Annotated in this window: 13 protein-coding genes; 6 read left to right on the forward strand and 7 right to left on the reverse strand. The window is 35.3% G+C overall.

Going from position 1 to position 12,779, the window contains the following annotated elements; translation table 11 throughout:
• Positions 1-33 precede the first annotated feature (33 nt).
• On the reverse strand, positions 34-1,719 hold the full coding sequence (locus tag B6258_RS07985) for a ShlB/FhaC/HecB family hemolysin secretion/activation protein (protein ID WP_099074812.1): 1,686 nt from the start codon (positions 1,717-1,719) through the stop codon (positions 34-36).
• 829 nt (positions 1,720-2,548) lie between these two features.
• On the opposite strand from B6258_RS07985, the gene tnaC reads away from it, so the two are divergent.
• The 4 genes from tnaC to mutT all read left to right on the forward strand — a co-directional run bounded on the left by tnaC (position 2,549) and on the right by mutT (position 5,994).
• Complete coding sequence (gene tnaC, locus B6258_RS18550) at positions 2,549-2,653, forward strand: tryptophanase leader peptide (protein ID WP_071788547.1); 105 nt, start codon at positions 2,549-2,551, stop codon at positions 2,651-2,653.
• Positions 2,654-2,767: 114 nt separating this feature from the next.
• Positions 2,768-4,171, forward strand: a complete 1,404-nt coding sequence (locus B6258_RS07995; protein WP_099074813.1) for a tryptophanase — start codon at positions 2,768-2,770, stop codon at positions 4,169-4,171.
• Positions 4,172-4,243: 72 nt separating this feature from the next.
• The gene (locus tag B6258_RS08000; RefSeq protein ID WP_099074814.1) at positions 4,244-5,494 is read left to right on the forward strand and encodes an aromatic amino acid transporter; all 1,251 of its coding nucleotides are present in this window, start codon (positions 4,244-4,246) and stop codon (positions 5,492-5,494) included.
• 107 nt (positions 5,495-5,601) lie between these two features.
• The gene (gene mutT / locus B6258_RS08005; RefSeq protein ID WP_099074815.1) at positions 5,602-5,994 is read left to right on the forward strand and encodes an 8-oxo-dGTP diphosphatase MutT; all 393 of its coding nucleotides are present in this window, start codon (positions 5,602-5,604) and stop codon (positions 5,992-5,994) included.
• Positions 5,995-6,081: 87 nt separating this feature from the next.
• Here mutT and yacG read toward each other — a convergent pair whose 3' ends face one another.
• From yacG to ppdD, 6 genes are all read right to left on the reverse strand, one after another.
• The gene (gene yacG / locus B6258_RS08010; protein ID WP_069367708.1) at positions 6,082-6,294 is read right to left on the reverse strand and encodes a DNA gyrase inhibitor YacG; all 213 of its coding nucleotides are present in this window, start codon (positions 6,292-6,294) and stop codon (positions 6,082-6,084) included.
• A 54-nt stretch (positions 6,295-6,348) separates the two neighbouring features.
• A complete protein-coding gene (zapD, locus tag B6258_RS08015) occupies positions 6,349-7,101 on the reverse strand; it encodes a cell division protein ZapD (RefSeq protein WP_099074816.1) in 753 nt (250 codons plus the stop codon).
• Positions 7,094-7,717, reverse strand: coding sequence for a dephospho-CoA kinase (gene coaE, locus B6258_RS08020; RefSeq protein ID WP_099074817.1), 624 nt, complete (start codon positions 7,715-7,717; stop codon positions 7,094-7,096). Before coaE ends, zapD begins: the two co-directional genes overlap by 8 nt.
• 234 nt (positions 7,718-7,951) lie before the next feature.
• Positions 7,952-9,151, reverse strand: a complete 1,200-nt coding sequence (locus B6258_RS08025) for a type II secretion system F family protein (RefSeq protein ID WP_099074818.1) — start codon at positions 9,149-9,151, stop codon at positions 7,952-7,954.
• Positions 9,148-10,248: an ATPase, T2SS/T4P/T4SS family gene (locus B6258_RS08030; protein ID WP_099074819.1), complete on the reverse strand. Its 1,101-nt coding sequence runs from the start codon at positions 10,246-10,248 to the stop codon at positions 9,148-9,150. Before B6258_RS08030 ends, B6258_RS08025 begins: the two co-directional genes overlap by 4 nt.
• 106 nt (positions 10,249-10,354) lie before the next feature.
• A complete protein-coding gene (gene ppdD / locus B6258_RS08035; RefSeq protein ID WP_099074820.1) occupies positions 10,355-10,798 on the reverse strand; it encodes a prepilin peptidase-dependent pilin in 444 nt (147 codons plus the stop codon).
• Between the two features lie 211 nt (positions 10,799-11,009).
• On the opposite strand from ppdD, the gene ampD reads away from it, so the two are divergent.
• Both ampD and pdhR read left to right on the forward strand, forming a co-directional pair.
• The gene (ampD, locus tag B6258_RS08040) at positions 11,010-11,552 is read left to right on the forward strand and encodes a 1,6-anhydro-N-acetylmuramyl-L-alanine amidase AmpD (protein ID WP_099074821.1); all 543 of its coding nucleotides are present in this window, start codon (positions 11,010-11,012) and stop codon (positions 11,550-11,552) included.
• Between the two features lie 325 nt (positions 11,553-11,877).
• Positions 11,878-12,648: a pyruvate dehydrogenase complex transcriptional repressor PdhR gene (gene pdhR, locus B6258_RS08045; RefSeq protein WP_099074899.1), complete on the forward strand. Its 771-nt coding sequence runs from the start codon at positions 11,878-11,880 to the stop codon at positions 12,646-12,648.
• The last annotated feature ends 131 nt before the right edge of the window (positions 12,649-12,779 follow it).

Raw genomic sequence — 12,779 nt, forward strand, 5'->3', positions numbered from 1 at the left:
AGAGTTTTCTCCGTTTATTGCTATGAGTGTGAATCAAAATAAATATGAAAATCTAACTAACACTTGAGTAGGGTCTTTGGTTTTATTGGAATTCGTTTGGTTGTAAAGCAAATGCCCCTTGGCGACTTCAATATCGAACTGTGCTTTTTGATATTGGAGGTTTAAGCCCGAACTTAGCCCATAGCCACTACGCCATCCTTCATAGTTGCCATGTTGTTGAACGCGGCCAGCATCAAGACCAATTCGAGGGGTGATTGAAAATGTGTTTATCCGATAAGGATAAGAAAGGGTATTGCGCAAATAGCCGCCGTTATCGCCAGAAAGTGTGCTTTGATCAAAACCACGGATCGCGTTTTTATCCGTTAAACTCAGCCATTCCACACCCGGTAAGGTGTCAGGGCTATATTGACCAAAGAAGGCGCTATTGAATAAAAATGTAGAATCCGATATAGCAAAACGATGTTGCCAATTGGCAAAAAGCTTAACTTTTGTAAAGCGATAGTCATTACCATTGCCATTAGCAACACGAGGTGAGCCGTCAGCACCAAACCAACCAATGGCTTTCTCAGCACTTAAATTAACGTTGATGACACCACTTGGAACAATATGTAAATGGTTGATGCCTAACTCTACCGTTGTAAGTGCAGGGCTACTTAGATCAAGGCGGATTTGGCTAAAATAGTTACGTATCCGTTTATGTGTTACCTGAATATTTAAGGTATCAATTTGTTTTTGACTACGATAAAAAGCGTAATCGGCCCTTAAACCAACTTGTGTGGTATCACCGGATAAACGTACAGTACGTGTTTGTAATGCTTGATGAAACTCATACTCGGAATAGCTACCAAAAGTGCTGAATGTCAATGCACCATAAGGTAAAGAATAGAGTAGGGTGTAAGCACGGTTAAAACGTGTATTGGGGTTATCAGTGGTCATGCTGGCATTTAAGCTAACAAAATCAGATAACCCTAATGGGCTGTCTAAGCTTGCATTCGTTCGAACTAACCAGCGTCCTGAGTTTTTTTGCCCATAATTATCACTTGAAATATTTAGATGCCACGGCGCTTGTCGTTGATTGGTGAGCTGAATAATGGAGCCACCTAATTGTGTACCAGGCAATATATCTAGTTTAACTTTATTCGATTGTAAGCGGTTTGCTTGATCCAACCCCTGATCCAATTTTGAAAGTTTAAGAGGCTCTCCTTCAACATGAGGGAAAAGTAACGCGGTGTTAACGCCTCGATCGCCACCCTCAATTTTTTCAATAAAACCTTCAATAACATACAACCCAAGTTGTTGCTCTTGATTCGGACGTAAAAATTGAACTCTGGCCGTGATATAACCCTGTTGAAGGTAGCGCTGAGTTAACTCTTTGACTAAACGGTTAATGTCAGCACTTTTGATACATTGCTCTGGTAATGGTGTTAAGGAGTCAAGATCTTTTTCATTAAGTAAAGTAATTCCTTGAACATAAACCCCATTAATAGGCAAACAATGTTCTGATTCAGTAATAAGTGTGGGAGTTGATGAAACCGCTAATGCATTTTCTTGAAGTTGTTGATAGCGATTTTGTTCAATAAGCTGATTTATTTCACGTTGACTATCTTGTAATGCACGCCGCGATTCTCCCATCGAGCCTACATAACCGGCGTCATTTGCTGTTAATCCACTGGTTGAAAATCCACTTAATAGTGTTAATAAAATAACTTTTTTTCTCATTTTACCTCAATATAAAGGTATTAATTCAAATATAAATAATATTACTTAAATATAGAAAGATAATAATTAATGTTTTTATATTATCGTTAATTTTAGAATAATAAACACCGGGTACTCTCAATATGAAAAGAAATTAAAAATCGATGAAATAAAGATAAATTTTCATCTGTTTCGATATTAAATAGCGACATAACCAAAATGATTACTATCTCAAATAACATTACTTAAACAAATGATTTATTTAAATAGTGTCTAGTGTATTGATTTTCATAGTTATAATCTGCTGTGTTATTTTTTTCTTGCTTAAATTACCATCGATTAAGCTATGTTAATTGAAATTTTTTCATTTTTTATAAAGAGAAGATAAATAATGAGAGGAGATTCGAAGATATAAAAAAAGCAGAATGCTAATTAGCTTTTCATTTGTTGTTTATAAGTTTATTAATGTTTTATTCTGGAATAAATATTTTATGAATTATTATTTCATTTTAATGAATAAAATGGATGCTAGAAAAGTAAAAAGATTAGGTTTTTATTGTTAAATTATTAATCATGATAAAAAGTATGGTTATTTAAATACAACTTGTATTCTATGAAAATGTAATATGAATACATGTATTACCACTTAGTATTATCAATAAAAATTTAAGTTATAAAAAAGAGTTTATTAAAGATTGAAGTAAGTGATAGTGATCACGTTAATATATCATTTATCATAAATAGTGTGATTTTTATCCAAAATATACTATTGTTATATTACTAATTGTGTCTAACTGTTATATAAATTAGCATGTAAATTGTACTATTTCCTGACTATAAGGGTTAAAGTATGTTCTCATCATTTAATGTTTTAATAATATTAAGAGGTTTCTTCAGATTGAAGAAATGGTTTAATATTGATTCTGAACTCGCCTTCTTCTTTCCTGAAAAATAATCCTTTTTTATATCTATCCAAAATAATTTAATACTCTTTTTCCATTTAATTTAAATGGGAAGACTATTTTATTTATTTTAATTTTATTATTTAATTTATATTAAAGGTATTATCATGGCTAAAAGAATCGTAGAACCATTCCGTATTAAAATGGTAGAAAAAATCCGTGTTCCTTCAAGAGAAGAACGTGAAGCCGCATTAAAAGAAGCAGGATATAACCCATTCTTATTACCAAGTCATGCTGTTTATATTGATTTATTAACAGACTCTGGTACTAACGCAATGAGTGATCACCAGTGGGCAGCAATGATAACAGGTGATGAAGCTTATGCAGGCTCAAGAAACTATTATGATTTAAAAGATAAAGCCAAAGAGTTATTTAACTACGATTATATTATTCCTGCTCACCAAGGGCGTGGTGCTGAAAATATTCTTTTCCCAGTATTATTAAAATATAAACAAAAAGATGGAAAAGCGAAAAATCCTGTATTTATTTCTAACTTCCATTTTGACACAACAGCAGCACACGTTGAATTAAATGGCTGTAAAGCAATTAATATTGTGACTGAAAAAGCGTTTGATTCAGAAACCTATGATGATTGGAAAGGCAATTTTGATATTGCTAAATTAAAAGAAAATATTGCTAAACATGGTGCTGATAACATTGTTGCCATTGTTTCAACAGTGACCTGTAATAGTGCTGGTGGTCAGCCTGTTTCAATGGATAATTTAAGAGAAGTTTACGAAATCGCAAAACAACACGGTATTTTTGTTGTTATGGACTCAGCACGTTATTGTGAAAATGCGTATTTCATTAAACAGCGTGATCCTAAATATAAAAATGCGACCATAAAAGAAGTTATTTTAGATATGTATAAATATGCTGACGCATTAACAATGTCAGCGAAGAAAGATCCACTGTTAAATATCGGTGGTTTAGTCTCAATTCGTGATAATGAAGAAGTCTTCACCTTAGCAAGACAGCGCTGTGTACCCATGGAAGGCTTTGTCACTTATGGTGGTTTAGCGGGGCGTGACATGGCAGCAATGGTACAAGGTTTAGAAGAAGGTACTGAAGAAGAGTATCTACACTATCGTATTGGTCAGGTTCAATATCTGGGTGATCGCCTACGTGAAGCGGGTATTCCAATTCAATATCCTACCGGCGGGCATGCGGTTTTCGTTGACTGTAAAAAACTAGTACCACATATTCCTGGTGATCAATTCCCAGCTCAAGCGGTAATTAATGCACTTTATTTAGAGTCAGGTGTGCGTGCTGTTGAAATCGGTTCGTTCTTATTAGGTCGTGATCCTGCAACGGGTGAACAAAAACACGCAGATATGGAGTTTATGCGTTTAACCATTGCGCGCCGTGTCTATACCAACGACCATATGGATTATATTGCTGACGCACTTATCGGCTTAAAAGAGAAGTTTAAAACGCTTAAAGGTCTTGAGTTTGAATATGAACCACCTGTATTAAGACACTTTACTGCTAGATTAAAACCTATCAAATAAATAATACTCCACAATAATAATGGCTCTCGTGCAATGCGAGAGCCCTATCCTTATTTCAGTAAGGACTAAAAAATGGAAAATAAGTCGGTAAATAAAGAACCCTCAATTATTGTAGGGGGATTTGTGTTGGGTGGCGCCATGATTGGTGCGGGGATGTTTAGCCTACCAACAATAATGTCTGGTGCTTGGTTTATTAATTCACTCTTTATATTATTTATTGTCTGTTTCTTTATGTTTCATTCTGGAATTTATATTCTTGAATGTATATCGAAATATGGCGCAGGAACAAACTACTTTCATATATCGAAAGAGTTATTACCTAAATGGGCGTGTTATCTCGCGAATGCCTCCTTGATATTTGTATTGTATATATTAATTTATGCTTATATCTCTGCCGCGGGTTCGATCATTTATGAAGCTTCATCATTATATGGACTTAGCCTAAATCTTAGAGTGATATTCTTTGTATTTACCATCGTACTTGGGGCAACAATATGGTGGGGAGGCGCTTGTGCTAGCCGTTTAACCTCAATATTTTTATTTATTAAAATTGTTCTATTTGTATTAGCATTCTCGGGCTTATTCTTTAAAGCAAGAGGCGATTTATTATTTACTGCAACCTTTGAAGGTAAAAGCCAATTATACCTTTATCCTTTTATTTTTATCATCATTCCTTATGCTATAACCTCTTTTGGTTATCATGGTAATGTTTGTAGCCTTTATAAGCTTTATCATGAAAATGAAAGAAAGGTTGTAAAAAGTTGTGTTATTGGTTGTGTGTTAGCGCTGGTGATTTATTTACTTTGGATGATTGGTACTATGGGGAATTTACCTCGTGAGCAATTTATTACCATTATCCAAAAGGGCGGTAACTTAGATGCCTTTATTGATTCTTTATACACTGTATTAAATAGTAAATATATTGAAGGCTTTTTATTATGGTTTTCTATTAGTGCCGTATTCTGTTCATTTTTAGGGGTAGCGATTGGTCTATTCGACTATATTTTAGCATCACTAAAATTCGAAGATAACAAAACAGGGCGCTTAAAATCTGGCGTTTTATGTTTCACACCGCCTTTACTATTATGTTTACTTTTCCCTAATGGTTTCTTAATTGCGATTGCTTACGCAGGTACTGCGGCATGTGTATGGGCAATTATTTGTCCTGCGGTTATGGCGCTAAAAGCACGCGAGAAATTCCCAAATTCAGGCTTCAAAGTGTGGGGAGGTAAAGGATTAATTTATGCTGTTATTGCTTTTGGTGCTGTAGGGATTATTTGCCAGACATTAGCACAGTTCGGTTTCTTACCTATTTATCGTTAATTAATCGAGGATAGTCGGGGAAAGAAAACCAGAGTAGCGTCGTTGGATATACGTTATAATAACGTTAAGTTGTTATAATAACGTGACTATTCAATAGGTTGTTTATAATGGATAAAAAAAAGCTACATATTGCTGCGGGTATTATTTGTGATCAACACAATAATGTCTTTATCACCCAACGCCCTCTAAAATCGCATATGGGAGGATTTTGGGAGTTTCCGGGAGGGAAATTAGAAGATAAAGAGACGCCAGAGCAGGCGCTAGTACGTGAGTTACAAGAAGAAGTCGGTATTGATGTAACGCAATGCTCACTTTTTGAAACAGTAGAGCATGATTTTCCAGATAGACACATTACTTTATCCTTTTTCTTAGTCACGCAATGGGATAATGAGCCCTATGGTAAAGAAGGGCAAGAATTCAAGTGGACATCTATTGGATCGTTAAATGCTGATGATTTTCCGCCTGCTAATCGCACCATTGTGGCATTATTGCAAAAATAAGCAAAAGTAGAATAGTGCTAAATAAGCGTTTATAAATAAAATAGCCACTCGATTGAGTGGCTATTTTTTATGTTCAAGATTGGAAAATTAAAAGTCTTTTGGCTCTTGTTGCGGAGCTTCACTCCAATCATCACTGTCATTAATATCGCTTTGGCTTGGAATACGCTTTGATTCATCCGCCCATTCACCTAAATCAATAAGTTGGCAACGCTTACTACAAAAAGGGCGATAAGGGCTACTTTCATTCCAAACAACTTCTGTTTGACAGGTTGGACATTTTACAACTAATTCTTCGCTCATTATCTCTCCTAGATTTTATTGGTGCGATTTATGCTCATATCAATAAACATAATGTTAGCAACAAGCAATCTCAAAAGGTAGCTCTAGAGGTACTGTTCCATTTTCACTATCAAGTGGTAAAAAGCGGATCGCATAGCGATTTTTATGCCCAGAGACTTGAGGATAGATTTGGTGATCGATGGCTATTTTAAGGCGTAGTAATTCACCTTCTTCCGCGCTGTCTTGATAAAAACCACGGTGACTGAGAGCTGGCTTAAATGTATCTGATTGGCGAATAAGCATCAGTAAACTATTTAATGCATTTTGTAATGGCAATAAACCCATCAGCCAGCTTTGTAATCTTTCATCACGGGTCGTTTGAGGTAAGCTTAGCCATAAATGTAATGCTGGTACATCAAAGTTACAGCATCCACCGGGAATACTTAGACGTTGTTTAACTAAACTGATGACTTTATCTTGTTTTAAATGTTGACCAATGCGAGGTGCTTGGCTTAATACGGCTGCATTTTCAGCTAATTCATCAATAATTTGAGTGACAATCGCTTTATCAACATTAGGAAATGAAAGCCATTGTTGTAATTTTTTTTGTCTTTTTTCTAATTCTTTAAGCAATTCAGCGCGGATTTCGCCACGATCAAGTACTTCAATAAATTCTGATATCGCACGGAAAAATGAGAGTGCCGTGGGTAATGAATCAATTGCACTAAAACTGTTAATTTGAATCAATGAGTTTTCAATTCTAAGCCATGAACGCATTTTTTCATTGAGGGGATGTTCGAAGATGATTGTTGTGATGTCATCACTCATGGCAATTGTCCTGTAACGCTTGTTGAGCTAATTCTAAGTAATGCTGATGGAGTTGTTTAACTTTTCCAATCATATTTTGGCTATTATCGTGATTTTCAATAATATCATCAGCAACGGCTAATCGTTCCTGTCTTTGAGCTTGAGCTTTTAAAATATTGAGAACTTGCTCTCGACTTACGCCATCTCGTTTCATGGTTCTTGCGATTTGTTCTTCTTGAGTCACATCGACAACAAGAACACGAGAGGCTAAATGGGTTAGTTTATTTTCAACTAATAAAGGAACGACCCAAATAAAATAAGGTGCCTTAATTTGTTGTATTTGTCTTTGCGTCTCTTGCTGTATAAGAGGATGAAGAAGATTATTTACCCATGTTTTTTCTTCATTATTTTCAAAAATAATCTGGCGCAGCTGTGCTCGGTTTAACGAGCCATCGGGAAGCAAAATGCAGTCACCAAAATGCTGATGCAATGCATTGAGTCCTAAGGAGTGAGGCTCTACCACTAATCGAGCAATAATGTCAGCATCAACAAGAGGTACACCTAATGAGGCAAAAGCATTAGCAACGGTAGTTTTACCGCTGCCAATTCCGCCTGTAAGAGCAACCGTATAAGCCATTTGTGTTTATCTGTTTTTAATGAATTAAAATTTACTATTAGTCTAGGTATTCTAAAGCCTAATTTTGTTTTTATCACAAGATAATAACCGCAATATTTAGGTTTTATTCGGTTATTATAATAGATGATTTTCTGCTACCCTGACATCCTACCTCATAATAGGTAATAGAATTACCATCAATCAATAAGTTAGTGCAACACGTAGTAACCGCGCGTTACTCATAAAATTTGTGATTCACTGTATAGTATCACCTAACTGTAATATAGGAAGATACATGGCAATGATTAATGTGCCAATAATTAATGCAATGACCATCATCAGTATTGGCTCTAACCAAGTACTAATTGTATTTAATTGCTCATCAAGTTGATGATAAAACCAATCACTTAATTGCTGGCAAAAATAGAGCAACTGCCCTGAGTTCTCTGCACAAATAATAAACTGATAACAAATGGGCGTAAAAAGAGGTTCATTTTTCATAAATAAACTCAACGATTTACCTTGCATAATGTGATCACTCATTTGAGAGAGAACTCGTTTATAAATAGGGTGTGTAAGTTGTTCTATTCCTATTTTTAAGCCTTGTAATAAAGGTAATCCTGCTTGTTGTGTAATACTGATTATCTGAAAAATAAGATGTAATTGCTGATACTTTAAAAGTTTACCTAAATAGGGAATATGAAGAAAAAGAGTTTGTTCAGCGAAATAAAAGGGCGATAAAGAGTAACGAATTAAACGATAAAAGAATATTAATCCGATAAAGATAAACGCGATTATGCTGATATAATCCGTAAGCCATTGTGAATAAGTAATAAGGGTGAGTGTTAAAAGAGGAAGTTCTGTATTAAAGGCGCTGTATAAGGATTGATATTCAGGTAAAACATAGAGCAACATAATACTGGTAATAAAAACTAATACAGTAAGTAAAAATAGGGGATATTTAAACGCTTTTTTGATTTTTTTTACAATCTCTCGGTGTTTTTTTAATTGTATTATTTGCAAAGTAATCACTTCATCTAATTTTCCACTTTCTTCACCAATAAAAACAAAACGACTTAGTGAGGTTGGAAAGTAAAGTGGATAGCGATTTAATTGTTTAGAAAGCGAACCTCCTTGCATTAAGTTAGAAATAATATCTTCTAATACACATTGCCAATGTGAGTAACGACATTCATTTTTTAATAGCGTTAATGCAGGGAGAAGCGCTAAACCAGAATGAAGTAATAATGCTAATTGTTCGAATAATTGAATTCTATATTGTTTATCAGCATCTTGAAATAAAACGATTTTATATAAACGTATTTTTATGGGGATTTTTTGTTGCTGAGTTAAGTTAATAAATGCTTCGTTATTAGAAGACGCAAGTATTTTTCCAGTACACCATTCCCCTTGATAAGTTAATGCATCATAGCGATAAATTAGCTGTAATCTCATTCAATATCTCCGAGCGTTTGATAAACCTCCTCAAGTGTCGTGATCCCTTGTTTAATTAATGAAAAACCAGAATAGAGCAAATGATAAAGGGATGAGTGTGCTTGTTTTGAGGGCTCAAAGCAGTCATAGATAGCCGTTCTTCCGTTATAGCCTGAACAGCATTGCTGACAACCAACAGCTTGCCAATTTGGTAATTCGACCATTTCTTTATTTATATTAATATGCTGTTTATTAGATAAGCATATTTTACAATGTGGGCATAAACAGCGGACTAATCGTTGTGAAATAATTAAACTCACACAGGAATGAATAAGATCTTTTTCAATCCCTAAGTTATGTAGACGCATTAATGTGGATGAAGCTGAATTAGTATGTAAGGTTGATAATACAAGGTGCCCTGTTTGTGCTGCTTTTATTGCCATTTCAGCAGTAGATTGGTCACGAATTTCACCTACCATAATAATGTCAGGATCTTGGCGTAGCAATGCTCGTAATATTGTCGCAAATGAGATCCCTGATTTTTCAGAAATTTGAGTTTGATTAATGCCCTTTAGAGGTAATTCAACTGGATCTTCAACACTATTTATATTTAGGTTTTCTTTATTTAAATAGTGTAAACAACTATATAAAGTGAGTGTTTTTCCGCTTCCCGTTGGTCCGGTGACTAAAATCATTCCTTGCGGTAAATTTAAATATTTCTTTAATAGTGTTAAATGTGAAGATTGAAAGCCTAGATGATTTAATTCTGGTTGTTGTAAATTATTAATAAGCCGTAAAACAACTTTTTCACCGTACAGCGTGGGGAGTGTCGCTATTCGTATTGAATAGTTTTTTTCATGATAAGACCAACTAAATTGCCCATCTTGAGGTAACCGCTTTTCTGCAATATTTAAGTTAGCAAGCACCTTTAATCGAGTGATTATTTCCTCAGAGAATTCATCTGGAGGAGACGATAATAGATATAAATGATTATCTATTCTGGCGCGAATTCTTACACTGGTTTGTTGAGGCTCTATATGTAAATCAGAGACGCGTTTTAAAATACTTTCACGTAATAGATGCTCAATAAATTCTGTTGCAGAGTGTGTGATATCCATTCTTCACCTCTTTATACGGTTTGATTTATCTAAGTTGTCTTCAATATTTAAAGTGCGTAATAAGAACACTCAATATTGAGTGCTCCTGTATATCTAATCTAACGCGCTAATATGATTTTAAAATCTCACTGCACTGTTTTTGCAACGTAAGATTTGTGGCTACACATTGTGTTTTCCATACCGGAAGAAGGTCATTAATTCCTTTCTCTAAAGACATTGTGATCGTTAGGCCATCAAGCTGCGATTTTCCAGTTGCATTAATTACGCCGTTTAACACATTAATATCGGATAAATATCGACTACGAAATTGTTGCGGTATAAAGGGGGAATCAGAATTACAGTGTTGAAGTTCGTTTTCATAACGACATAGTTCCATCGCAGAACGATAGGGCGAGAGTGTTTGCAGTACATCGGTTAATGCGGCTTTTTGGATATAACCTTGATAAGCTGGAATAGCAACAGAGCTTAAAATCGAGATGATAGCAATCACGATCATAAGCTCCATAAGGGTAAAACCATTTTCATTAGAGTGATAATTAAGTACATTCATCTAGCGTCCTCCTTGAGTAATAGACACTAGAAGTATGAAAAAAAAGGACTTTATTGGCGAATAGATAAAATAAAGTTTGAGTAAAATATCGAAAAGAAAAAAGAGATATACATATTTAACCTTTATTATTGAGGCAACGTTCGCATTTATTGATGAGTATGAATTAATAAAGTTATTGATAATGGCTAAAACAAACTAAAAGAGGGTTGATGTGGAAATTAAACATGGTTGGCTAATCGATGCGAGGCAGGTTCCTTCACCTAATCATGATAAGAGACCTGAAGGTGTGCTTCCTTCTTTATTAATTGTTCATAATATCAGTTTGCCTCCTGGTCAATTTGGTGGGCCTTATATTGATCAGCTTTTTACCAATACATTATCAGAACAAGATCATCCTTTTTTTAGTGAGATTGTTAGCTTAAGAGTATCAGCTCATTGCCTTATTCGTCGTGATGGAGAAATTGTGCAATATGTGCCTTTTACTGAGAGAGCGTGGCACGCTGGCATTTCTTTATATAAAGGCAGAGAAAAATGTAATGATTTCTCAATTGGCATTGAGCTTGAAGGTACTGATGAGTGCGATTTTACCCAGCAGCAATATCAACAATTAGTGAAGATAACTCAATCACTTATTGCTCTTTATCCTGCCATTGAAGAAAACATTACTGGGCATAGTGATGTTGCACCAAATAGAAAAACCGATCCGGGGCCTCACTTTGATTGGACTTATTACCGCCATTTGTTAACAAAATAACTGCTTTTGTTGAATATAAAATCACTAAGATTGCTTTTATATTCAAAATGGTGTTGCTGTCACGCTTCAGTTTGACTGTTTATGTGTTTAAAAAACGTTAAAAAATTTATTTTTAACGTTTCTGTATAATGCGATCTAGTTATCACTTTTGATGAATTTTTAAAATAATTTGTTAAAATTTGCAGGTTTTTATGATTTCGCTCAACAACTGTATGGACAGTTAGTGAATACTTTGTTACTTTATTATTCGTTATATTAAATTGGTATTACCAATTGACAACTCAATCACTAAGGTAATAGTTATCCAATAATGGCTTCCAGCAATATGGCTTATACAAAAATCCGCCAACCTAAGCTTTCTGATGTTATTGAGCAACAGCTTGAACATCTGATTTTAGAAGGTACTCTGCGTCCGGGAGAGAAACTCTTACCTGAGCGTGAGCTGGCGAAGCAATTTGATGTATCTCGTCCTTCATTGCGTGAAGCAATCCAAAAATTAGAAGCTAAAGGTTTTTTACTCCGTCGCCAAGGCGGTGGAACTTTTGTTCAGCACAATCTCTGGCAAAGTTTTAGTGATCCTTTAGCTCAACTGCTTAGCGGACATCCCGAATCTCAATTTGATCTTTTAGAAACTCGTCATGCACTTGAAGGTATTGCTGCATATTACGCGGCATTACGTGGCACTGATGAAGATCTTGATCGTATCAAAGCTAGCCACGATTGTATCTTGAAAGCCCACGAAGAGGGTGATTTAGCCGCTGAGTCTGAAGCTGTATTGCAATATCAATTAATTGTCACGGAAGCTGCTCATAATGTTGTTTTATTGCATCTATTACGATGCATGGTGCCAATGCTTGAGCAAAATATCCGCCAGAATTTTGAGTTTCTTTACACTCGTAAAGAGATGTTAACAGCAGTAAGTGAGCATCGTAGTCAGATTTATCAGGCTATTATTAATAGAGAGCCAGAAGCTGCGCGTGAAGCATCACATCGCCATTTGGCCTTTATTGAAGATGTTTTGTTGGATATGAGTCGTGAACATACTCGCCGTGAGCGCTCTTTGCGCCGGCTACAACAACATCCTGATTTATTTTAGTAGCACAGATCCTGACCGCTGAATCTGTACTACCTATCGCCCTGTGATTTTCAGGGGAAGCGGTAATAACAGCAGGGCCTATCTTCCCGTCATATCAGATGGGTATAACGGGAAGATAGGCTCCCATAACC

The sequence above is a fragment of the Proteus alimentorum genome (genome assembly GCF_002607735.1).
GTDB lineage: Bacteria > Pseudomonadota > Gammaproteobacteria > Enterobacterales > Enterobacteriaceae > Proteus > Proteus alimentorum.